This window comes from Acidimicrobiales bacterium (assembly GCA_016716005.1).
GTDB lineage: Bacteria > Actinomycetota > Acidimicrobiia > Acidimicrobiales > JADJXE01 > JADJXE01.
In genome coordinates this window covers 2,537,025-2,560,778 of the sequence record JADJXE010000001.1, presented here as the reverse complement: position 1 = coordinate 2,560,778, position 23,754 = coordinate 2,537,025, and the positions used below count along the sequence as shown (strand labels likewise).

General features: G+C 74.7%; 17 protein-coding genes. 6 read left to right on the top strand and 11 right to left on the bottom strand.

The window, feature by feature from the left end:
* Positions 1–11 precede the first annotated feature (11 nt).
* The gene (locus IPM45_12635) at positions 12–3,500 is read right to left on the bottom strand and encodes a tetratricopeptide repeat protein (protein MBK9180381.1); all 3,489 of its coding nucleotides are present in this window, start codon (positions 3,498–3,500) and stop codon (positions 12–14) included.
* Between the two features lie 127 nt (positions 3,501–3,627).
* On the opposite strand from IPM45_12635, the gene IPM45_12630 reads away from it, so the two are divergent.
* The 6 genes from IPM45_12630 to IPM45_12605 all read left to right on the top strand — a co-directional run bounded on the left by IPM45_12630 (position 3,628) and on the right by IPM45_12605 (position 10,528).
* Positions 3,628–4,929 (top strand): sensor histidine kinase, encoded by a 1,302-nt coding sequence (locus IPM45_12630; GenBank protein MBK9180380.1) that lies wholly within the window; start codon positions 3,628–3,630, stop codon positions 4,927–4,929.
* Entirely contained in the window at positions 4,926–5,594 is a 669-nt protein-coding gene (locus IPM45_12625) for a response regulator transcription factor (protein ID MBK9180379.1), read from the top strand. Before IPM45_12630 ends, IPM45_12625 begins: the two co-directional genes overlap by 4 nt.
* A gap of 95 nt (positions 5,595–5,689) precedes the next feature.
* Entirely contained in the window at positions 5,690–6,451 is a 762-nt protein-coding gene (locus tag IPM45_12620) for an ABC transporter ATP-binding protein (GenBank protein ID MBK9180378.1), read from the top strand.
* 7 nt (positions 6,452–6,458) lie between these two features.
* Complete coding sequence (locus IPM45_12615; GenBank protein MBK9180377.1) at positions 6,459–9,002, top strand: FtsX-like permease family protein; 2,544 nt, start codon at positions 6,459–6,461, stop codon at positions 9,000–9,002.
* Positions 9,003–9,064: 62 nt separating this feature from the next.
* A complete protein-coding gene (locus IPM45_12610) occupies positions 9,065–9,457 on the top strand; it encodes a TIGR03618 family F420-dependent PPOX class oxidoreductase (protein MBK9180376.1) in 393 nt (130 codons plus the stop codon).
* A gap of 288 nt (positions 9,458–9,745) precedes the next feature.
* Entirely contained in the window at positions 9,746–10,528 is a 783-nt protein-coding gene (locus IPM45_12605) for an LLM class flavin-dependent oxidoreductase (protein ID MBK9180375.1), read from the top strand.
* A gap of 136 nt (positions 10,529–10,664) precedes the next feature.
* On the opposite strand, the gene IPM45_12600 is transcribed toward IPM45_12605, so the two are convergent.
* From IPM45_12600 to IPM45_12555, 10 genes are all read right to left on the bottom strand, one after another.
* Positions 10,665–11,078 carry a hypothetical protein gene (locus tag IPM45_12600; protein MBK9180374.1) on the bottom strand — a complete coding sequence of 138 codons (414 nt, stop codon included), beginning with the start codon at positions 11,076–11,078 and terminating at the stop codon, positions 10,665–10,667.
* 141 nt (positions 11,079–11,219) lie between these two features.
* A complete protein-coding gene (locus IPM45_12595; protein ID MBK9180373.1) occupies positions 11,220–11,537 on the bottom strand; it encodes a hypothetical protein in 318 nt (105 codons plus the stop codon).
* 114 nt (positions 11,538–11,651) lie between these two features.
* Positions 11,652–12,086, bottom strand: coding sequence for a pyridoxamine 5'-phosphate oxidase family protein (locus IPM45_12590; protein ID MBK9180372.1), 435 nt, complete (start codon positions 12,084–12,086; stop codon positions 11,652–11,654).
* A gap of 121 nt (positions 12,087–12,207) precedes the next feature.
* Positions 12,208–13,080 (bottom strand): DUF1801 domain-containing protein, encoded by an 873-nt coding sequence (locus tag IPM45_12585; protein ID MBK9180371.1) that lies wholly within the window; start codon positions 13,078–13,080, stop codon positions 12,208–12,210.
* A gap of 36 nt (positions 13,081–13,116) precedes the next feature.
* Positions 13,117–14,265, bottom strand: coding sequence for an acyl-CoA dehydrogenase family protein (locus IPM45_12580; protein MBK9180370.1), 1,149 nt, complete (start codon positions 14,263–14,265; stop codon positions 13,117–13,119).
* Between the two features lie 62 nt (positions 14,266–14,327).
* Complete coding sequence (locus IPM45_12575; protein MBK9180369.1) at positions 14,328–15,443, bottom strand: ribonucleotide-diphosphate reductase subunit beta; 1,116 nt, start codon at positions 15,441–15,443, stop codon at positions 14,328–14,330.
* Positions 15,443–17,851, bottom strand: a complete 2,409-nt coding sequence (locus IPM45_12570; protein ID MBK9180368.1) for a ribonucleoside-diphosphate reductase subunit alpha — start codon at positions 17,849–17,851, stop codon at positions 15,443–15,445. Before IPM45_12570 ends, IPM45_12575 begins: the two co-directional genes overlap by 1 nt.
* A 181-nt stretch (positions 17,852–18,032) precedes the next feature.
* A complete protein-coding gene (locus IPM45_12565) occupies positions 18,033–18,452 on the bottom strand; it encodes a hypothetical protein (GenBank protein MBK9180367.1) in 420 nt (139 codons plus the stop codon).
* Entirely contained in the window at positions 18,353–19,150 is a 798-nt protein-coding gene (locus IPM45_12560) for an Fpg/Nei family DNA glycosylase (GenBank protein MBK9180366.1), read from the bottom strand. The genes IPM45_12565 and IPM45_12560 overlap by 100 nt, the downstream gene beginning before the upstream one ends.
* A gap of 12 nt (positions 19,151–19,162) precedes the next feature.
* Complete coding sequence (locus IPM45_12555) at positions 19,163–23,698, bottom strand: DEAD/DEAH box helicase (protein ID MBK9180365.1); 4,536 nt, start codon at positions 23,696–23,698, stop codon at positions 19,163–19,165.
* Positions 23,699–23,754: the final 56 nt, after the last annotated feature.

Sequence of the window (23,754 nt, the reverse complement as noted above, 5' to 3'; positions counted from 1 at the left end):
GGGCTCGGCGGTCAGGTCCCACCGCCGGCCGCCAGGCGGAACGCCGTCCGCCACCCGGTCGTCCCGAGGCCGAGCCGCTCGAGCAGCGCGCCCGACTCGGCCAGCGCCCCGGGCGCGAGGGGCGAGCCCTGCGCCTCGAGGGCTTCGGCCTCGGCCAGGCGCACGAGGGCCTGGGCCAGGCGGTCCTCGGTGGCGTCGGCCTCGGCCCGAGCCAGGGAGAAGCACGCCAGCGCCTCGGCCGGGCGGCCAGCCCTGGTGCTGCCCAGTCCCAGCGCCACGCGGGCGCCCACACGGTCGAGGTACGTCGCCCGCTCGTCGGTCTCGACCGCCGCGGCCAGGGCGGCGGCCTCGTCGAGGCGGCCCAGACCCACGTAGGCCAGCGCCAGGGCGGCCATGGCCGCCACGTCGGGGCGACCGGCGGCCAGGTCCCGGGCGTGCTCGAGGGCGGCGACGGCCTCGTCGATCCGGCCCAGCTGCAGGTGTGCCACCCCCGCGGCCGTGAGCGCCTCCATCCCGCCGAGCCCCTCGGCCTGCGTCTCGCGGCCGTCGAGGGCCGCCAGGGCCGGCCCGGCCAGCCCGGCCTGCACCGACGCCTGGGCCACGACGACCAGGCCGAAGCGCTCCAGCGTGTTGCCGCTCACCAGGCTGCGGAGCCGCTCGAGGGTGCGCCGGCCCTCGGCCGTGCGCCCGAGCGCGAGCAGCGCCCGCGCTTCCACCGCCGTGGCCTGCATGCGACCCCAGCGGTCGTCGATCTCGGCGAAGAGCTGCGTCGCCGCCCGCCCCTCGTCGAGGGCGGCGCCTGCCCGGCCCTGCCACAGGTGGACCAGGGCGAGCAGGATGATCATCATCCCCTCGCCCCACCGGTCGCCCCGGGCCCCGGCCTTGGGCCGCACCAGGCGGGCCAGCTGCTCGGCCTCCTCGAACCGGCCCTGCTGCAGGCGCACCCAACCGAGCAGGCCCAGCGCCCAGCCGATCCCACCGTGGTCGCCGATCTCGGCGAACACCGTGGCCGCCTCGTGGAGCCGCCGGTCGGCCTCGATGGTGTTGCCCCGCTCGAACGAGATCCACGCCAGGTTCTGCATGGCCCACGCCTCGCCCCGGCGGTCGCCCACCTGCCGGCTCAGCGCCAGCGCCTCGGCGAAGGCCTGCTCGGCCGGAGCCTGCCGCTCGCGGAAGAGGTCGGCGAACCCGCGCAGGCGCAGGGCCTCCGCCTCGCCCCGCTGGTCACCGACGGCGCGCCACAGCGCGACGGCTCGCGCGAGGACGTCGACCGCCCGGTCGTTCTCGCCCTCCTTGGTGAGCAGGTCACCCAGCTGGGTGACGGCCCGGGCCTCGTTCTCGGCGTCGGAGACGGCGACGGCCTCCTCCAGCACCTCGGCCACGTCGGCGCGCGCGCCGACCAGGTCGCGCGCACCCGCCCGCGCCCGAGCCCGCACCAGGAGCAGCCGCCGGCGCGGCGCGGCGCCGTCGGGACCGAGCAGCGCGAGCGCCCGCTCGACCAGGCCGACCGTGACGCTGGCCCCCTCGCGCCCCTCGGAGCGCACCGCGGCCCGCTCGAGCCAGGAGACCGCCCGGCCGGCGGCGTCGTCGGCCACGCCGTCGACCCCGCCGAGCTCGGCGGCGAGCTCGGCCGCGGCCGCGGCGTGCTGGGCGATCTGCTCGGCCCGGTCGTCGGCACCCGGCTCGGCCTCGAGGAGCGCGGCCACCGCGGCGTGCCGGCGGGCGCGGTCGGCCTTGGTGAGGCGCCCGTACGCGACCTCGCGCAGCACGTCGGAGCGGAAGCGCCAGCGGTCGTCGACCACCTCCATCACGTCGGCGTTGGCCAGCCCGTCGAGCCCGGCGGCCACGTCGGCCGTGCCGGCGGTCAGCACCTGCAGGGCCTCCACCGCGCCCGTCCGCCCCACCACCGCCGCCGTCTCGAGCAGCGACCGCTCGCTGGCCGGGAGGCCGTCGAGGCGCGCCGCCACCAACCCGCGGAGCGTGTCGGGCACCTCGGACGCCGCGACCTCGGCCCCCTGTCCGCCGCCCACCCGTCCGGCCTCGAAGAGGGTCGCCAGCTCCTCGATGAAGAAGGGGTTGCCGCCGCTGCGCGCCACCACCGCCTCCCGCACCTCCGCGGGGACACCGCCCCCCAGGAGCGCCTCGAGCAGCTCTGCCGCGGCCTCCGGGTCGAGGGGATCGACGTGGAGGGCGAGGGTGTTGTGCCGGCCGGCCGGGGGCGACCACCGCCCCACCAGGGGCTCCCGCGTCGTCCCTGCGAGCACGAAGGGGCGCCCGCCCAGGTGCGCGAGCAGGCGTCCCAGCACCTCCAGCACGGGATCGTCCGCCCAGTGGAGGTCGGACACCACCAGCACCACCGGCCGGCGGCGGGTCAGCGCCTCCAGGTAGGTCTGCAGGGCCCAGGCCACCTCGTCGCGCAGGCGCGCCGGGTCGAGGTCGCCGAAGAGCTGCTCGTCGCCCAGCAGGTACTGCAGGCCGTCGACCACCCGCGACACCTCGGCCGGGTCGGCATCGGCCCCGAGCGCGGACGCGACCGCCACGCGGCAGGCCGATCGCACCCGGTCGATCGCCTCCACGGCGCCCACCCCGCACGAGCAGCGCACCGCCTCGGCCAACGGCCACCACACGTTGGCCTCGCCGTAGGGGACGCAGCGGCCCTCGAGCACCAGGGCATCCCGCTCCTCCGCCGCCCGCGACGCCAGCTCGTCGGCCAGCCGGCTCTTGCCGACGCCGGCCTCGCCGATGAGCAGCACGAGCTGCGCCCGCCCGTGCTCCACGGCCAGATCGAAGGCCCGACCGAGCAGGGCCAGCTCCGCCGCCCGCCCCACCAGCGACGCCCGCCGGCGCACCGGCCGCCACCCGGGTGGGCCGAGCGCCTCCACGGCCAGCCAGGCCTCGACCAGCTCCTCGCGGCCCTTGGCCCGGATGGCGCCGACCGGCTCGTAGCGCACCACCCCGCTCGTGGCGGCGTGCGTGGCCGGCCCCACCAGCACCCGCCCCGGGTCGGCCGCCGCCTGGAGCCGGCTGGCGGTGTTGACCACGTCGCCCATGGCCGTCACCGCACCGCCGGCCCGCAAGGCCCCCACCAGGACCTCGCCGGTGTTCACCCCGATGCGGAGCCGCAGGCTCGCCGCGCCGGCCCCGGGCGCCTCCCGGGCCAGGGTCTCCTGCATCCGCAGCGCCGCCCGGACGGCCCGCTCGGCGTCGTCCTCGTGCGCGACCGGCGCACCGAACAGGGCCACGATGGCGTCCCCGACGATCTTGTCGACCTGCCCGCCGAACGCGGTCACGTCGGCCACGAGCCGCTGGAAGCAGTGGTCGACCAGGTTCTTCACCTGCTCGGGATCCCGCGTCTCGGCCAGGCCGGTGAAGCCGACCAGATCCGCGAAGAGCACGGTGACGACGCGCCGCTCGTCGCCGGGCGGGACCAGCGCGGATCCGCACGACGAGCAGAACCGGGCCCCCTCCGGCGCCGGATGACCACACGACGGGCAGGGCACGGCCTCAGCATACGGGCGACCCGGCGGCCCTCCCCGGGTTGCCCTCCCCGGGTGTCCACCCCACGGACGACACCGGTCCCACAGGTGGAGGATGCCGGGCCCCGCCCGCCCCCGGTACCGTCGGGTCGTGGCCGCCGCCCCGTCCCCGACGACCGCGCCGCCGGGGAGACCGGCCCGCGCTCGACCCCACCGCCGGTGGTCCCCGGCGTGGCTGCGGGAGCACCCGCTCGCGGCCGACGGCCTCCTCGCGGCGGTGATGGCCGCCATCGCGGTGCCGGGGCTGTGGGTCGACCCCCTCCCGACGGTCGACACCAACCCGCCCGACGCCGTGGCCGTCGTGCTGGTGCTGTTCCAGACGCTTCCCCTGGCCTGGCGCCGCCGGCGCCCCTGCCTGGTGCTGGCGGTCACGCTGCTGGCGACGAGCGCGCACCTCGTCCTCGACTACCCGAGCACCGCCGGGACGCTCGGCTGCCTCATCGCCCTGTACTCGGTGGCCGCGCACACGGAGCGACCCGTGGCCCTGCGCGCCGGCGCCGCGTCGGTGGCCGTGATGCTCAGCGTGCTGCTCGCCGGGATGCTGATCGACCAGCCCGAGGTCACCGTGGACACGGTGATCGGCAACCTGGCGGTCTTCATCGGCGCCTGGGTCCTGGGGGACAGCCTCCGCACCCGGCGGGCCTACGTGGCCGAGGTCGAGGAGCGGGCCCGCCGCCTCGAGGCCGATCGCGAGGCCGCGGCGCGACAGGCGGTGACCGAGGAGCGGGCCCGGATCGCACGCGAGCTGCACGACATCGTCTCCCACAGCGTGAGCGTTGTCGTGGTGCAGGCCGCCGGCGCTCGCCGAGCCCTGGCCAGCCATCCCGACCGGGCGGCCGGAGCCCTGGAGGCCATCGAGGCCACCGGCCGCCAGGCCCTCGACGAGATGCGCCGCCTCCTCGGCGTGCTGCGCGACCCCTCGTCAGACGGCCGGCCGGAGGCGGCGAGGAGGGAGCCCCAGCCCGGCCTCGACCGCCTCGGGGCGCTGCTGGCCGAGTGCCGCACCGCCGGCCAGCAGGTGGCCCTGGTGCAGCTGGGCGAGCCCCGACCGCTCCCGGCCGGGATCGACCTGTCGGCCTACCGGGTGGTCCAGGAGGGCCTCACCAACGTCCGCAAGCACGCCGGTCCGGCCGAGGCCGAGGTCGTGCTGGCCTACCAGCCCGACTCCCTGGTGGTCACGATCCGCGACGACGGCCGCGGGGCGGCGGCGCTGACGCCCGTCGGCGACGGGCTGGGCCAGGGCCAGGGCCTCGTCGGCATGTGCGAGCGGCTGGCCCTCTTCGGCGGCGAGCTCCGCGCCGGGCCCCGCGTGGGCGGTGGCTACGAGGTGCGAGCCCGCTTCCCGCTCGACGGATCGCGGTCGACGGCCAGGAGCGTGCGGCAGCCGGCATGAACGTGCGCGTGCTCGTCGTCGACGACCAGGCGCTGGTGCGCGCCGGCTTCCGCATGATCCTCGAGGCCGAGGACGACCTGACCGTGGTCGGCGAGGCCGCCGACGGCCGGGAGGCGCTGGCCCTCACCCGCCGGGCTCGTCCCGACGTCGTGCTGATGGACGTCCGGATGCCGGTGATGGACGGGATCGAGGCCACGCGCCAGCTCGGTCGGCTCCCCGAGGGCGAGCGGCCGAAGGTGCTGGTGCTCACCACCTTCGAGGTGGACGACGACGTCTTCGCCGCCCTCCGCGCCGGTGCCAGCGGCTTCCTGCTGAAGGACACGCCGCCCGACGACCTGATCGAGGCGATCCGCGTCGTGGCGGCCGGGGACTCGCTGCTGTCCCCCTCGATCACCCGCCGGCTGATCGAGGAGTTCGCCCGCCAGCCGCTGCCCTCCACGTCGCCACCGCCGGCGCTGGATCTGCTCACCGACCGCGAGCTCGAGGTGCTGCGGCACCTGGCCCGCGGCCTGTCCAACGCCGAGATCGCCGAGGCGCTGGTGCTCGGGGAGACCACCGTGAAGACCCACGTGGGGCGGGTGCTGGCCAAGCTGGGGCTGCGCGACCGCGTGCAGGCCGTCGTGCTCGCCTACGAGTGCGGGCTGGTGCGGCCGGGCCGGTCCTGAGCCGCCGCAACCCGCCGGCCGTGGTGCCCGAGGTCACGCCACGATCATCCGCGAGGAGGACGACCGACGGGCCGTCCCGATCGGAGGATGGGGCCATGTCCACGACCACCATCGACAGCGTTCCCCCCACGGGCACCGTCGCCGCCCGAGCCGTCGACGCCGTGAAGGTGTACGGCCGGGGCGACACGGAGGTGCGGGCCCTCGACGGGGTCACCGCCGAGTTCGAGACCGGGCGCTTCACCGCGATCATGGGCCCCTCGGGCTCCGGCAAGTCGACGCTCATGCACTGCCTGGCCGGCCTCGACGACCTCACGTCGGGCTCGGTCTTCATCGGCGACGAGGACCTCTCCACCCTCGGCGAGAAGCAGCTGACGGTCCTGCGCCGCGACAAGGTCGGCTTCGTCTTCCAGGCCTACAACCTGGTGCCGACGCTCACGGCACGCGAGAACATCACGCTCCCCATGGCCCTGGCGGGGCGCAAGGGGGACGCGGCGTGGATCGACAACGTGATCGACACCGTCGGGCTCCGAGACCGGCTCGACCACCGGCCCAGCGAGCTGTCGGGCGGCCAGCAGCAGCGCGTGGCCGTCGCCCGAGCCCTCGCCAGCCAACCGCAGATCATCTTCGCCGACGAGCCGAGCGGCAACCTCGACTCCCGCTCGGGCGCCGAGATGCTCGACTTCATGCGCCGGGCCGTGCGCGAGCTGGGCCAGACCATCGTGATGGTCACCCACGACCCGGTGGCCGCGTCGTACTCCCACCGCGTGGTGTTCCTCGCCGACGGCCGCATCGTCGACGAGATGCCCGACCCCACCGCCGAGCGCGTGCTCGACCGGATGAAGCGCTTCGGGGAGTGACGGCCCGATGCTGAAGACCTCGCTGAAGGGCCTCGCGGCCCACAAGCTCCGCTTCGTCGCCACCGCTCTGGCCGTGATGCTGGGCGTGGGCTTCATGGCTGGCACGTTCGTGCTGACCGACACGCTGCAACAGACCTTCGACAAGCTCTTCGCCGAGACCAGCAAGGGCGTCGACGCGGTGGTGCGGGCGCCGGAGCCGTTCGAGTCCGACTTCGGGAGCAACCGGCCCCGGATCCCCCAGAGCACCCTCGACCGCGTGCTGCAGGTCGACGGCGTGGCCACCGCCGCGGGCGACATCAACACCTATGCCCAGCTGGTCGACAGGCAGGGCGACGCCATCGGCTCGCTCGGCGGCGCACCCTCGCTGGGCGTGGCGTGGACCGACAACGCCGAGCTCAACCCCTTCACCATCGAGGAGGGCCGCGCCCCCGAGGCGAGCGACGAGATCCTCATCGACAAGGGCAGCGCCCAGGACGGCGACTTCGCGGTCGGCGATCGGGCGATCGTGCTGACCCAGGGCCCGCCGGCCGAGTACGAGATCGTCGGCATCGCCCGGTTCGGGTCGAGCAACAGCCTTGCCGGCGCCTCGGTGATCGCGTTCACCCCCACCCAGGCCCAGGAGGTGGCCGGCGCCGTCGGCAAGTGGGACGACGTCGTCGCCCACGCCCAGGAGGGGGTGAGCCAGGACGAGCTGGCCGCCAACCTCCGTGCCGCCCTCGGCGGCGAGGACCTCGAGGTGATCACCGGCGCCGAGCAGGTGGAGGAGAGCCAGAACGCCGTGCAGGAAGGACTCGGCTTCTTCAACAACTTCCTGCTCACCTTCGCGGTGATCGCCCTGTTCGTCGGCTGCTTCATCATCTACAACACGTTCTCGATCATCGTGGCCCAGCGCACGCGCGAGCTGGCACTGCTCCGGGCGCTCGGCGCGAGCCGCCGCCAGGTGCTGGGCTCCGTCGTCCTCGAGGCGCTGGTCGTCGGCCTCGTCGCCGCCCTGCTCGGCATCGTGCTGGGCATCGGCGTGGCGGTCGGCCTGAAGGCCCTGCTGGGCGTCATCGGCGTCGATCTCCCGAGCGGCGGGATCGTGGTGAGCGCTCGCACCGTGATCGCGTCGATCGTCGTCGGGTTGGTCGTCACCGTGATCTCGGCCATCGTGCCCGCCCGGCGGGCGTCGAGGATCCCGCCGGTCGCCGCCATGCGCGACGTGGCCGTCGACACCAGCAGCAGCTCCCGGGTCCGGGTCGTGCTCGGTTCCGCGGTGCTGGCCATGGGGGTCGCCATCCTCCTGGTCGGGCTGTTCGCCGGCAGCGGCGCCAGCGCCCTCGCCGGCGTGGGCGTCGGCGCTGCCGTCGTGTTCCTCGGGGTCGCGGCCCTCGGACCGATCCTGGCCACGCCCCTCGCCCACCTGCTCGGCTGGCCGTTGGCCAAGCTGCGGGGCATCAGCGGCCAGCTGGCGCGCGAGAACGCCACCCGCAACCCCAAGCGCACCGCGGCCACCGCCTCGGCCCTCATGATCGGCGTGGGCCTCGTGGGCTTCATCACGATCTTCGCAGCGTCGGCCCAGGCGTCGATCGGGCGGGCGATCGACGAGCAGTTCCGGGCCGACTACGTGGTGGCCGCCCGGGGCTTCGGCGGCGGCTTCAGCCCCGAGCTGGCGCAGGAGATCGCGGCCCTGCCCGACACCGCGGCGTCGACGGGGGTGCGCTTCAACGCCTTCCAGGTCGACGGCGACACCAAGTTCCTGTCCGCCGCCGACACCGAGGTGGCCGACGCCCTGTTCGACTTCGGGGTGATCGCCGGATCGCTGCAGGACCTGCCGGTGAACTCGATCGCCGTCTACCAGGACGTGGCCGAGAGGAACGACTGGCAGGTGGGCGACACCATCGCCGCCAACTTCGCGCTCACCGGCGAGGTGCCCCTCACGATCGGGGCGATCTTCGAGAACAACGAGGCCGCCGGAAACTACGCCATCGGGCTCGACACGTACGACGCCAACTTCCAGGACCGGCTCGACTTCCAGGTGTACGTGAAGACGGCGCCGGGCACGGATCAGGACGCCTTCCGGGCCCAGCTCGACGGGATCCTGGCCGAGTACCCCACGGCCGAGCTGCAGGACGCCACCGAGTTCAAGGAGGCCCAGGCCGCGCAGATCAGCCAGCTGCTGAACCTGATCTACGCCCTGCTCGGCCTGGCCGTGATCATCGCCCTCATCGGCATCGCCAACACCCTCGCCCTGTCGATCTTCGAGCGCACCCGGGAGCTGGGCCTGCTGCGGGCCATCGGCATGACCCGCAGCCAGCTGCGGGCCACCGTGCGCTGGGAGTCGGTGATCATCGCCCTGATCGGCACGGCTCTCGGCCTGGTGATCGGGGCGTTCCTCGGCTGGGCGATCGTCACCGCCCTGTCCGACCAGGGCTTCACCGAGCTGGTGCTGCCACCCGGCCAGCTGCTCGTGGTGGTGCTGGTCGCCGCGCTCGCCGGCGTGGTCGCCGCGCTCGGCCCCACGCGCCGGGCATCGAAGCTCGACGTGCTCGAGGCCATCGCCAGCGAGTAGCGGGCCCGCTCGGGCGATTGCCCGGCTCCCCGCAGGAGCCGGGCAATCGCCATCATGGGGCCATGGCCCTCGACCCCACCGCGCTGCCCGCGGGTGCGCTGGCATTCCTCGCCGAGCGTCACCTGGCCACCCTCACCACGATGCGGGCCGACGGCTCACCCCACGTGGTGCCGGTGGGGTTCTCGTTCGACGCCGCCTCCGGGGTCGCCCGGGTGATCACGTTCGAGGGCTCGCAGAAGTACCGCAACGCCCGCCTGGGCGGGCGGGCGGCGCTGTGCCAGGTCGACGGGCGGCGCTGGTTGTCGCTCGAGGGTCCGGTGCGAGCGGTGCCCGTCGGCGACCCGGCGGTGGCCGACGCCGTGGCGGGCTATTCCGCCCGCTACCAGCCGCCGAAGGAGCGCTCCGACCGGGTGGCCCTGGAGATCAGGGTCGAGCGGGTCCTGGGCCGGGCCTGATCGGCGCGAGCCCGTGCCGATGCGGCACCCGGTCAGCGCCGTCAGGCCGACGGCACGCCAGCCCGGCCTCCCAGCGCCGTCGCGTCACACCGGCCCGGCCCACGCCGCGTCCCACCCCGGTCCGACGCGCGCCAGGCACCCCCCACACGTCGCCAGCGCGCCCGACACCCGCCGAACCCCACCCGACGCGCGCCAGGCACCCCCCACACGTCGCCAGCGCGCCCGACACCCGCCGAACCCCCGACGCGCGAGCCTGTGGCGGTGCAGCACCTGGTGAGCATCCCCAACATGGGCAGCCCGGCCGCCCTGGTGGAGCTGGCCGTCGCGGCCGAGGCCGCCGACTGGGACGGGGTCGCCCTGTGGGATCACCTCCACTTCCACCGCACGGCCGACGTCGACGTGTTCGATCCTTGGGTGGTGCTGGGCGCCGTCGCCCAGGCGACCAAGCGGGTGCGCCTCGGCACCCTCGTCACCCCACTGGCCCGGCGCCGGCCCTGGAAGGTCGCCAAGGAGCTGGTGACCCTCGACCACCTGAGCGCCGGCCGGGCCGTGTTCGGCGCCGGTCTCGGGTCCCCGGCCGACGACGAGTTCGGCGCCTTCGGGGACCCCACCGGCGACCGGGAGCGGGCCGACCGGCTCGACGAGGGCCTGGAGCTCGTGGACCTGCTGGTGCGGGGCGAGCCGGTCGAGCACCGCGGGGCGCACTTCCGGGTCGACGCCCACCTGCGGCCGGCCTCCGTGCAGCGGCCCCGACCGCCGTTCTGGATCGCCGGCATGTTCCCGAACCGCCGCCCCCTGCGGCGGGCCGCCCGGTGGGACGGGGTGGCCCCGGTCGCCACCGACGGCAACCCGCTCCCGCCTCGCGCCATCGCCGCCGTGCGGGCACTGGTCGATGCCGAGCGATCGGCGCAGGGCCGGTCCGGCCCGTTCGATGTGGTGGCGACCCGGGCCGAAGGCGCCACCGACGCCGACTACGCCGAGGCCGGCGCCACCTGGGTGGTCGACTCCATCTGGCCGGTCGGTGACTGGCTGAGCGAGCTCCGCGACACCATCACCGCCGGTCCGACCTGAGCTCGACGGCGCCTCCCCCAGCCACCGCAGAGGGCCCCGAGGCGGGAGTCGTCCGGGCCGGCCACGGTGGATGCTCGACGAGCTGCGGGTCAGCCCGCTCGTCGGCCGGCCCGCCGCGCACGCGACGACCGGGCCGTCAGGCCGACGGCGCCAACCCTGCCGACGAGAGCCGTTCGCCCACCTCGGCGGGCACCACCAGCTCCCATCCGGCCGAGACGAGGTCGGTCCGCTCGACGGTGACGGTGCCGCCGTCCTCGCCGGCGTAGCTGAACGCAAAGGTCCACGAGCGTCCGTGGTCGATGACGTCGCGCACCTCGACGGTGGACGCGGCACCTACGACCCCGACCGGGGTCCAGCCGCCGGAGCCGGGTGAGGCGAGGATCCGCAGCTCGAACGGGGTGTCGTTGCGGACGACGAGGCGGTCCACCGTGTCGGGCAGGCGGAGCAGCACGAGGGCGATCACCACCACGACGAGGGCCACCGCTGCGGCGATCACACCCTCGACGGCGGCACCGCGGTCGCGGATGCGCGGGACGGGACTGGGTCGCACGCGGAGTGGGTTCATCGGTTCTCCCGAGGGCTCGATGGGAGGTGCGGGCATCCGCCGGACCGTGCCGGCGGTTCGTCGCCCCGGTCGGCCGGGGCCGCGCGCTCGGCACTCCCCGAGGGGAGGGCGCGCCCGCCACACCACCTAGCGGGGTGGACCCCTCCGGGGGTGCCATCGCGGACCCGGCCCCGACGCCACGGTCACCACAGCGATACGCGTCGGCCGCCAGCCCAGGCCGACCACCACCATCACCAGGACGCCGACGGCGATCACACCCCGCACGACCGGCAGGTGCGACGGCCCGGCATCGCCGAGGGCGGCGTCAGCGGCGACGACGGCCGGACCACGGCCGGCGCCGACCACGCCGCCGGAGGTCGCGCCGTGCCCTCCGAGGAGGCCGGCGACCGCCAGCGACGCCACCGCGACGAGCACGGCGGCCACGAACCCGAGCCGTCGCCGCATGCCAGGACGGTACCCGACTGGCCGGGCCTGCGTCGCCGGCCAGACTCGGCCCCAGCACCGTTCTGCGTCCCGGATGTGCCGCCGAGGGGGCCAACCGGGACGCAGAACCGTCACTCAGCCCAGCGCCATCTTGGCGTAGTCGACCGTCCACCACACCTCCGGCGTGAGCCGGTACGTGTGACTGACGGCATCGGCCGACGTCGCGGCCAGGTAGGCGTCACCCAGCTCGGGGCCCAGGTAGCGGTGGGCGAGGAGGCGGAGCTCGTCGGGGCTCGACGGCCCGGTGTCGCGCACGGCGCCCTCGACGCTCACGTACGAGTACGGCGGCACCTCGTTCTGGGCGCAGAGGCTGGCCCGGCCGGCCACGCCGACGAGCCGGCCCTTGCGGGAGCCGGGCTCGGTGGCGAACCACACGTCGCCGCCGGGCTCGTACGCGTACCAGACCGGCACCGTGAGAGGCGACCGGCCGGGGGCGGCCACCGACAGGACGCCCACGTGGAGCCCGGCGAGGAACGCCTCCCGCTCCGCTCTCGTCATGGCCAGGGTCATGTCGGCACCTCCGGTTCGGCGAACGTCGGGCCGCCGGGCGGAGCCGGCTCCCGTGCACCCGCCATGATGATGCAGCCACGCCCGCAGACGGGTGCGAGCGGGATGGCCGCGCCCGTCGCGGCTACGGCTCGAACCCGCCCTCGTCGACGAGATCGGCGGCCCGCCGTGCGAGCTCGGCCACCACCGCCAAGTCGATGTCTTCGAGCGTCGAGAACCGCACGCAGCTCCGACCCACCGACACCCTCCCGAGCCGGTGGGCATTGGCCTCGGCCAGGTGGGCGCCGCCCTCGACGGCGCAGAGCTGGAGGCTCACGTAGCGCTTCCGGTTGGCGAGCCCGATCACGAACCAGTCGACCTCCCTCCCCGACGCGTACCGGTGGTGGTGGGAGCCGTAGCCGATCATGCCCTTCCACATCGCCACGGGGAGCTCGGGCACGGCCGTGCGGACGGCTTCGTGCACCCGACGGACCAACGGCTGGCGATCGGCGGGCAGCCGGTCGAGGTACGCCTCGACCGCCGGCTCGACGGCGGCGACCACGGCCAGGCGGCGGCGGCCGTGGCGGCGGGCGGCCACCGCCGGCCGCTCGGGATCACGGGGGAGGCGCGAGATCGGCTCCGCCCTGCGGAAGCGCAGCGCCGACCAGTCCCCGTCGATCGCCACCTGGCGCACCGCCTCGAACCCGAGGTCGGCCAGGGGCTGCCAGCCCCGGTCACGGCGGAGATCCGATCGGTACCGGCGCGACGCCCTCTTCGGGTACGCCATCCACAGCACCCCGTCGTCGGCGACCGCCCGCGCCGCCTTCGGGCCCCGGTCGGCCGCCTCGGCGCTCGACCGGCAGAAGGCGAGCACGAAGGGCGCGCCGCGCCGGAGCCGGTTGGCCACCGGGGCCTCGTCGGCCCACCGGCCGATCAGCGCCCGCAGCTCAGCCGGCGCGCCCAGCACCACGATCGGATCACCGTCGCGGTGCTGCAGCTTCGTCAGCAGCGGGTCCACCGGACCACGCTGGCACGTCGCGCCGCCCGGCGCCGCTCAGAACCCCATCGAGCGGCCGATGATCTCCTTCATGATCTCGGTGGTGCCGCCGTAGATGGTGGTGACCCGGGCGTCGGCGTACGCGCGGGCGATCGGGTACTCGAGCATGTACCCGTAGCCGCCGTGCAGCTGCACGCAGCGGTCGACGACGCGCTTCTGCAGCTCGGTGCACCACCACTTGGCCATGGCCGCGTCCTCGGCCGACAGCCGGCCGGCGTTGAGCGCGAGCACGCACTGGTCGACGTAGTGGGTGGCCACCTCGATCTCCGTGCGCAGCTCGGCCAGCACGAAGCGGTTGTGCTGGAAGCTGCCGATGGGCTGGCCGAAGGCCGTGCGCTCCCTGCAGTAGTCGACCGTCCACTCGAGGGCGGCCTGGGCCGCGCCCACGCCGGCGATGGCGATGGAGAGCCGCTCCTGGGGCAGGTTGGTGACCAGGTGCACGAAGCCCGCCCCCTCCGCCCCGAGGAGGTTCGCCGCCGGCACCTCGACGTCGGTGAAGAAGAGCTCGGCGGTGTCCTGGGCGTGGAGGCCAACCTTCTCCAGGTTCCGCCCGCGCTCGAAGCCGGGCATGCCCCGCTCCAGCACCAGCAGCGACATGCCCTGGTGGCGCTCGGCCGGGTTCGTCTTGGCCGCGGTGATCACCAGGTCGGCGTTGATGCCGTTGGTGATGAAGGTCTTCGAGCCGTTCACCACGTAGCGGTCGCCGTCGCGGATCGCGGTGGTGCGCATCGAGGCCAGGTCGGAGCCGATGCCCGGCTCCGTCATCGCGATGGCGGTGATCAGCTCGCCCGACACGATCCCGGGGAGCCACCGCCCCTTCTGCTCGTTGGTGGCGAGGCTCAGGAAGTACGGCAGGCAGATGTCGTTGTGGAGGGTGAGCCCCAGGCCCGAGCCGGCCACCGCGGCCCGCTGGATCTCCTCGGAGATGATCTGGTTGAAGCGGAAGTCGGCCACCCCGCCGCCGCCGTAGGCCTCGGGCGCCTCCATGCAGAGGAACCCGGCGTCGCCCGCCCTTCGGAACAGCGAGCGATCGGCGATGCCGGCCCGCTCCCACTCGAGGTGGTGCGGGCTGACCTCCTTCTCCACGAACGTCCGGAACGACTCGCGGAACAGCTCGTGCTCGGCCTCGAAGATCGTGCGCTCCATGGCGGCGATGCTAGAGGCGCCGCCGAGCCGACCGGGCCGCCGGCGACTCGACCGGACGGGCGCTAGAAGTCCTCGTCGAAGCTCACCTCGCCGGTGACGCCGATCTGGTAGGCGGCGACCGTGCGCTCGAAGAAGTTGGTGAGCTCCTGCACGTCCTGCAGCTCCATGAAGGCGAACGGGTTCTTGGCGCCGAAGCGCCGGGCCATGCCCAGGTTGCCCAGTCGCTGGTCGGCGACGAACTCGAGGTACTGGCGCATGTCGGCCGTCGACAGGCCCGGCACGCCCTCGCCGAGCAGGTCCTCGGCGAAGCGGGTCTCGACGTCGACGGCCTCCTCGAGCATGCGGGTGACCTGGGCGGCCAGCTCCCCGTCGAACAGGTCGGGCTCCTCGCGCCGCACCGTGTCGACCACCTCGAAGGCGAAGCCCATGTGGGCGCTCTCGTCGCGGAACACCCAGTTGGTGCCGGAGGCCAGCCCGTTGAGGAGGCCCTTGGAGCGCATGAAGTACACGTAGGCGAAGGCCGCGTAGAAGAACAGCCCCTCGATGCAGGCCGCGAAGCAGATGAGGTTCAGCAGGAACTGGCGGCGGTCGTCGCGGGTGGCGAGGCGGTCGAGGTGGTTCACCGAGTCGATCCAGCGGAAGCAGAACTCGGCCTTCTCGCGGATCGCGGGGACGTTCTCGATGGCCGCGAAGGCCTCGTGGCGCTCGTCGTGGTCGGGGATGTAGGTGTCGAGCAGCGTCAGGTAGAACTGCACGTGCAGCGCCTCCTCGAAGAGCTGCCGGCTCAGGTACAGCCGGGCCTCGGGGGCGTTGATGTGCTTGTAGAGGTTGAGCACCAGGTTGTTGGAGACGATGGAGTCGCCGGTGGCGAAGAAGGCGACGAGCCGGTTCACCAGGTGGCGCTCGGCCGGCAGCAGCTTGCGCTGCAGGTCGACGATGTCGTCGGAGAAGTCGACCTCCTCGACGGTCCACGTGTTGCGGATGGCGTCGCGGTAGCGCTCGTAGAAGCCCGGGTAGCGCATGGGCCGCAGGGTGAGGTCGAGGCCCGGGTCGAGGATGGCCCGCCGCCCGCCTGGATCGCCGGCGCCGCCCGGGGTCGGGGCCGGGGCCGGGGCCGGGGCGGACGAGCCCGCAGTGGCGGTGAGGTCGGTGTCGCGAAGAGCGTCGGTCAGCGCCATCAGTCGCACGCCTCGCAGGTCTCGGGGTTCTCGAGGGAGCAGGCGACCGCCTCGCCGTCGGTGTACGCGGTGGCGGCGGTCGTGGTGGTCTGGGCGATGCGCGTGGCCGGCCGGGACCGCAGGTAGTACGTGGTCTTGAGGCCCTTCTTCCACGCGTACGCGTACATCGAGGAGAGCTTGCCGATGGACGGGGTCTCCACGAACAGGTTCAGGCTCTGGCTCTGGTCGATGAAGGCCCCCCGGTCGGCGGCCATGTCGATCAGCGAGCGCTGCGGGATCTCCCACACCGTCCGGTAGAGCAGGCGGACGTCGTCGGGCAGGTCGGCGAGGTGCTGGACGGACCCCTCGGCCTTCTTGATCTCGTTGCGCACGGCCTCCGTCCAGAGGCCCCGGGCCTGCAGGTCGCGCACCAGGTAGCAGTTGATCTGCAGGAACTCGCCCGAGAGCGTCTCCCGCTTGAACAGGTTGGAGACCTGCGGCTCGATGCACTCGAAGCAGCCGGCGATGGAGGCGATGGTGGCGGTGGGCGCGATGGCGACGAGCAGCGAGTTGCGCAGGCCATGGGCAGCGATCCTCCCCCGCAGCTCGGCCCAGCGGGCCGGATCGGTGGGCTCGACGCCCCACAGGTCGAACTGCAGCCGACCGGCGGCCGCCCGGGTCTCGGCGAAGGCGGCATGGGGCCCGTCGGCCTCGGCCAACTCGGTCGACGCCCACAGGGCGTGGAAGTACATCTCCTCGGAGATCCGGAGCGACAGGGCTCGGGCCTCGTCGCTGTCGAAGGGCAGGCGCAGGCGGAACAGGACGTCCTGCAGGCCCATGAGGCCCAGGCCCACGGGCCGCCACCGGGCGTTGGAGGCGGCGGCCTCGTCGGTCGGGTAGTAGTTGATGTCGATGACCCGGTCGAGGTAGCGGACCGCGACGCGCACGACCTCGCCGAGACGCTCGAAGTCGAACCCGCCGGCGGTCACGAAGTGCCCGAGGTTCACCGAGCCGAGGTTGCACACCGCCGTCTCGCCCTGGCTGGTGACCTCGAGGATCTCGGTGCACAGGTTCGACAGGTGCACCACGTTGCCGGGCCGGCCGGTCTGGTTGCACTTGGTGTTGCTGGCGTCCTTGAAGGTCATCCAGCCGTTGCCGGTCTGGGCCAGGGTGCGCATCATGCGGGCGTAGAGCTCCCGTGCCGGCACCTGGCGCTCGAACAGGCCGGCCTCCTCGGCCTCGACGTAGGCCCGCTCGAACTCCTCGCCGTAGAGGTCGGTGAGGTGCGGCACCTTCTTGGGGTCGAACAGCGACCACACCCAGTCGCGCTCGACCCGCTCCATGAACAGGTCGGGCACCCAGTTGGCCAGGTTGATGTTGCGGGCCCGGCGGCCCTCGTCACCGGTGCCGTCGCGCAGCTCGAGGAACTCCTCGATGTCGGCGTGCCAGGTCTCGAGGTACACGCAGGCCGCGCCCTTGCGGCGACCGCCCTGGTTCACGGCCGCCACCGAGGAGTCGAGCGTCTTGAGCCAGGGGACGATGCCGTTGGAGAGCCCGTTGGTGCCCTTGATGAGTGACCCGCGGCTGCGCACCCGGTGGAAGGCCAGGCCGATCCCGCCGGCGTGCTTGGAGAGCCGGGCCACGTCGGTGTAGCGGTGGTAGATGGCCTCGAGCTCGTCGAGGGGCGAGTCGAGGAGGTAGCAGCTCGACATCTGGCTGTGGGTGGTGCCCGAGTTGAACAGGGTGGGGCTGGAGGGCAGGTAGTCGAGGCTGGAGATCAGCCGGTAGAACTCGACGGCCTCGTTGGCGGATCGGGAGAGCCCGCACGCGACCCGCAGGAAGAAGTACTGGGGCGTCTCGATCACCTGGCGGGTGTCGGGGTGGCGGAGCAGGTACCGGTCGTAGACCGTCCGCAGCCCGAAGAACTCGAAGAGCCAGGAGCGGTCGGGCAGGACCGCGTCGTTCAGCTTGCGGCTGTTGGCCGCCACCAGCCGAGCGGTGGCGTCGCCGATCAGCCCGAGGTCGTGGCCCAGCTTGATCGACTGGCTGAACGAGTAGATGTCCTGGTTGCGGACCTCCTTGTCGATGCAGGTGTTGAGCATCCGGGCCGCGAGCCGCGAGTAGTCGGGCTCCTCGGCGATGAGGGCGGCCGCGGTGCGGATCGAGAGCTGGTCGAGCTCTTCGCTGCTGGCGCCGTCGTACAGGCCGCTGATGGTTCGGGTGGCGACCCGGAGCGGGTCGACGGCGAGCCCGTCGGCACCGCGGGACACCGCCCGGACGATCTTGTTGACGTCGACCGGCTCCAGCGAGCCGTCACGCTTGCGGACCCGCATGCTGCTTCCGGGCACCGGCGTGATGGGCTCGTCGGTGACGTCGATGACGTCGATGACGTCGACCGCCCGTGCCGACGCGTGCTCGGTGACCGCCATTGCCGTGCCTCCCTCGCTCCCCGGACCCGGTCGGCCGACGGGTGGTGGAGCGACGCTCTCCCCCCGGTTCGACCTCTGGGCAACCACAACATCTGGGGGCGAACGCCTCCCGGCCCCCCAAGACGTGGGGGTATTACACCCGTGTAGTTACACGCGTGTCAAGGGCGTGTTGCGATCCGGTTCAGTCCTCGGGGCGGGGGAGGTAGGGGCAGTGGCGACACCCGGTGTCGCAGCACCGGTCGCGGTCCCACAGGAAGGCCGCGGTGAGCACGGACCGCCCGGTTCGGGGGTCGAGGTAGCCGTCGTCGCCCCGATCCAGGGCCGCCTCGTGGGCGGCGAGGATCCGCTCGTAGCCGGGGCTCCTCGGCGGGAGCCGCTGCGGATGCGGCAGCCGCAGCTCCGGGGGCAGGGGTCGACGGGGCACCGCCGGGCCCGACCCCGACGCCGGGCTCGACCCCGACCCCGACCCCGACCCCGACACGCCGGGACCGCGTCCCGGGGTCACGATCCGGCCGGCCCGGGCTCCGGCTGGCAGACGGGGCACCAGTACGTGCTCCGGGCCTGCTCGCCCTGGCGCGCTCGGCGCACCGGCGCCCCGCATCGCGGGCAGGGCCGCCCGGCCCGCCCGTACACCGCCAGCCCTCCGGGCACCGTGGCGCGGGGACCGCCCCCGAGGTTGGCGCGGAGCAGCACGTGCGCGGTCTCGAACAGGCGCCGCCGCGAGCGCCGGTCGAGCGAGCCGACGGGCGTGCCGGGATGCACCCCGCACGCCCACAGCACCTCGCTCGCGTAGACGTTCCCGACCCCGCTCGCGACGCGCTGGTCGACCAGCACGTCGGCAGCCCGCCGCCCGGGATCGCCGTCGCAGTCCAGCCGGTCGAGGGCCCGGTCGAGGTCGGGCTCGGCGGCGCACAGGTCGGGCCCGAGGTGCTCGATGCCGAGCCCTCGGCCCGGCGACCCCCGCGGGCGGTGCAGCTCCACCACGGGGGCCGAGAAGCAGACCGCCACCGCGTCGGCGACCTCGAGCACCAGGCGGGCCGACCGGGTCGGCCGGCGCCACCGCTCTCCCGGGCGGTACACGTGCCAGCTGCCGCTCATCCGCAGGTGCACCCGCAGCACGGAGCCGTCGCCCAGGCCGACGAGCAGGTGCTTGCCGTGCGCGTCCACCGACTCGACGACCGTGCCGGCCACGGGCAGGCGCCCGGCCACGCGGGGCGCCTCGATCCGCACGAGCGGCTTGTCGGCCAGCACGGCCCGCAGCACGTCGGCGACGTGGTGGACGGTGTCGCCCTCGGGCACCGGGACCGCCTGTCAGCTTCGGAACGTGAGGCCGCGGTAGCCCTCGACGAACCCGGCCGCCCGCAGCGGCTCGGCCCAGCCCGACGTCGCGGCCGGCTCCCCGTCGATCCGTCGCAGCTCGAGGCTCCGGACCCGACCGTGCTTCACCAGCCGGACCAGGCCATCGATCCAGGCGCCCGCCCCGGCGCCCGGGAACGTGAGCAGCCCGCGGCCGCCCCGCTCGACGAGCACCGCCGGCTCGCCGCCGACCAGCACCACGAAGGCCCCCGCGGCGCGCGTCGGCCGACCGCGCGATGCCGGCCACGGGAGGGCGGCACCGAAGGGCTGGGCCGGGTCGGTCGCGGCCAGCACCAGCACGCCGTCGGGCGAGCCGGGGAGGTCGACGCCCCGGTCGGGCTCACCGACCCCGGCGGACTCGTCGCCCTCGCCCGCAGCGATCTCGGCCTCGGCGCTGCGGCGGGCCGACCGGAGCCGGTCGACGGCGCCGGGCAGCGCGAACTGGGCCGCGCCCTGCCCGGCCACGAAGTAGCCGCGTCGCACCTGGCCCCGCTCCTCGAGGGCCCGCAGCACGGGGTACACCGCCGCGAACCCACCGCTCACGCCTTCGGCCAGAACGGCCTCCCGGGTGACCACGCCGTGGCGCTCGAGCAGCTGCAGCGCGAGCGCGTGCAGCGCCTCGGTGGCCGACGGCGCCGGCGCGAGCAGCGGCGCGACCGACGACCACCGGCCCGCCGCCGCCGGCGGGCCCAGGCGGGTGAGGCGGCCGGGACGGGGTCGAGCCCCGGCCGGGCGGGGCCGCCGAGCCCGGCCCGACCCCCCGACGCGGGAGCGGAGCGGACCGAGGGTGTCGTTGGTGACCTCGCCCGCCCACACCAGGTCCCACAGCGCCTCCAGCACGTCGGCCCCGTCGGTGCGGGCATGACCAGCGGCCGCCGCCGCCTCCAGCAGGTCGGGCCAGAACGAGGCGCCCCGCTCGGCCAGGCGATGCCGCAGCGCGTCGTGCAGCGGCGACGACGGCCGCTCGTCGCGGGGAAGGGCAGGGGGGAGGAGGCGGGCAGCCTGGTCGCGGAACGCGAGCCGCACCCGCCCGTCGTCGCCCGGCAGGGAGCCGGCGCCCACCCAGACCACCTCGCCGGCGGCGCACAGCGCGTCCAGGTCGGCCGGCCGGTAGCCGTCGACCCGGGCCGGGAGCAGGTCGAGCTCGAGCGACGACGCCGGCACGGCCACCCCTTGGAGCTGGGCCAGGGCGTCGACCAGCGCGTCGACGCCGCGACGACGCGCACCGATGCCGTGCCAGGCGGGGAGGAAGCGGGCGTACGTGGCCGGATCGACCGGCTCGACCTCGCGGCGCAGCGCCGCGAGGGAGCGGCGTCGGAGCACCCGGAGCACCTCGGCGTCGCACCACTCGCGGGCCGCGCCGCCCGGCCGGAACTCGCCGTGCAGCAGGCGCCCCTCGGACTCGAGCGCCCCGAGCGAGGCCGCGACCCGCTCCAGCGGTGCACCCAGCCGGTGGGCGGCGTCGGCCGCGCGGAACGGCCCGTGGGTGCGCGCGAACCGGGCCAGCAGGTCGTCGAGGGGGCGCTCGACGGGCTCGGTGAACGCGCCCGGGAGGCCGACCGGCAGGGCGACCCCCAACCCGTCGCGCAGCCGGGCGGCGTCCTCGGCGGCGGCCAGCCGCTCCTCGCCCGCCATCCGCACCGTGATCGCCCGGTGCTGCTCGAGCAGCTGCTCGACCCACCCGGCGGCACCGCCCGGGGCGACGGCGGCCCGCCCCTCGATCTCGTCGAGCCGCAGCGGCCCGAGCCGGCGCAGCAGGTCGTGGACGGCGTCGGCCGAGCGGGCCGCCCGCTCGGCGGTGAGGTGCTGCAGCTCCAGCTCGAGCTGGGCGAGCGCCTCGGCGTCGAGCAGCTCCCGCAGCTCCTCGGCGCCGAGCAGCTCGGCCAGGAGCTCCCGGTCGAGGGCGAGGGCGGCGGCTCGCCGCTCGGCGAGCGGTGCGTCGCCCTCGTACATGTACACCGCGACCCACTGGAACAGCAGCGACGACGCGAACGGCGAGGCGCGGGGCGTCTCGACCTGCACCACCCGGACCCGCCGGGCGGCCACGTCGCGCAGGAGCCCGCGCAGCGCGGGCACGTCGAACACCTCCTGCAGGATCTCCCGGGACGTCTCCAGCAGGATCGGGAACGACGGGTACCGGGCCGCCACCGCGAGCAGGTCGGCCGCCCGCTGGCGCTGCTGCCACAGGGGGGTGCGCCGCCCGGGGCGCCGGCGGGGCAGCAGCAGGGCGCGTGCGGCGCACTCGCGGAACCGGGCCGAGAACACGGCCGTGCCGGGCAGCACGGCCACCACCAGCTCGTCGAGCTCGTCGGGCTCGGGGAGCAGCACGTCGAGCGGCAGCTCGTCGACGGCCTCGGGCAGCCGGACCACGATGCCGTCGTCGCTCCAGAGGGTCTCGACCTCGAGCCCGAGACGGTCGCGCACCCGGGTCTCGATGGCGAGCGCCCACGGCGCGTGGACGCGGGCCCCGAAGGGCGTCAGCACGCACACCCGCCAGTCGCCGATCTCGTCGCGGAACCGCTCGACCACCACCGTTCGGTCGTCGGGCACCACGCCGGTGGCGTCAGCCTGCTCGTCGAGGTAGCGCAGCAGGTTGTCGACGGCTCGGGCGTCCAGGCCGTGGCGCTCCGACAGGCGCCCCTCGGCCTCCGCGCGGGGCACGGCCCGCAGCTCGCGGACGAAGGTGCCGAGGGCACGGCCGAGCTCGACCGGCCGGCCGGGGCCGTCGCCGTGCCAGAAGGGCATCTTCCCCGGCTCGCCCGGGGCGGGCGTGACGACGACCCGCTCGGCCGTGATCTCGCTGATCCGCCAGGTGGACGCCCCGAGGAGGAACGTCTCCCCGGCACGGCTCTCGTAGACCATCTCCTCGTCGAGCTCGCCCACCCGGGTGCCGTCGGGCAGGAACACGCCGAACAGCCCCCGGTCGGGGATCGTGCCCCCGCTGGTGACGGCCAGGCGGCGGGCGTCGTCGCGGGCCCGGACCACGCCGGCCACCCGGTCCCACACCACCCGGGGCCGCAGCTCGTGGAACTCGTCGCTCGGGTAGCGGCCGGCCAGCAGGTCGAGCACCGAGGTGAACAGGTCGTCGGTCAGGTCGCGGAACGGGGCCGCCCGGCGGACCAGGGCCAGCAGGTCGTCGACCTGCCACTCGTCGAGGGCGGTGGCGGCGACCACCTGCTGGGCCAGCACGTCGAGGGGGTTGCGGGGGACGCGGGTCTCCTCGACCCAACCGTCGAGCATGCGGTCGACCACCACCGCGGCCTGCAGGAGGTCGCCGCGGTGCTTGGGGAACACCTTGCCGCGGCTCGGCTCCCCCACCCGGTGGCCGGCCCGCCCGATGCGCTGCAGGCCGGACGCCACCGAGGACGGCGACTCGACCTGGACGACCAGGTCGACGGCCCCCATGTCGATCCCGAGCTCCAGCGACGACGTGGCCACCAGGCCCCGCAGCCGCCCGGTCTTGAGCTGGTCCTCGATGGCCAGGCGCTGCTCGCGCGCCAGCGATCCGTGGTGGGCCCTCACCAGGTCGGGGGCTCCCTCGGCCACGGCACCCGTCTCCAGCGCCAGCTCGTTGAGGCGGGCGGCCAGCCGCTCGGCCAGGCGGCGGGCGTTCACGAACACGATGGTCGACCGGTGCGCGAGGACGAGCTCGAGCAGGCGGGGGTGCATCGACGGCCAGATGGACCGGCGGGCCGGGCCGGCGGCGACGGGGCCGCTGGGCAGCTCGTCGGACACGGTCCCCAGCTCGCCCATGTCGTCGACCGCGACGCAGACCTCCACGTCGAGCTCCTTGCGGACCCCCGCGTCGACGACGGCGACCGGCCGCGGCTCGCCCGGGGCCCGCTCGCCCCCGAGGAACCGGGCGATCTCCTCCAGCGGGCGCTGCGTGGCCGACAGGCCGATGCGCTGGGGCGGCCGCTCGCACCGGGCCTCGAGCCGCTCCAGCGACAGAGCCAGGTGGGCCCCACGCTTGGTGGGGGCCAGGGCGTGGATCTCGTCGACGATGACCGTGTGGACGCCCTGCAGGGTGTCGCGGGCCTGCGAGGTGAGCAGGAGGTACAGCGACTCGGGCGTGGTGATCAGCACGTCGGGCGGATGCCGCAGCATCGCCCGGCGGGCTTCGGCCGGGGTGTCGCCGGTGCGCAGGCCGACGGTGGGCTCGGTGAAGGGCAGGCCGAGGCGCTCGGCCGCCAGCCGGATCCCGGCCAGCGGGGCCCGCAGGTTCTTCTCGACGTCGACGGCCAGGGCCCGCAGCGGCGACACGTAGAGCACCCGGGTGCGGCGGGTGCGCTCGGGCGTCGGCTCGTGGACGAGGCGGTCGATCGCCCACAGGAACGCGGCGAGGGTCTTGCCCGAGCCGGTGGGCGCCAGGATCAGGGTGTGGGCACCCGCCGCGATCGGCGGCCACCCCTGGGCCTGTGCCGCGGTGGGCTCGGGGAACGACGCCTCGAACCAGGCGCGGACGGCCGGCGAGAACGGCTCGAGCGCCACGCGCCCAACCTACCGTCGGTCGGTGTCGGCGGTCGGGCGGGAGCCGGGCGCCCGTA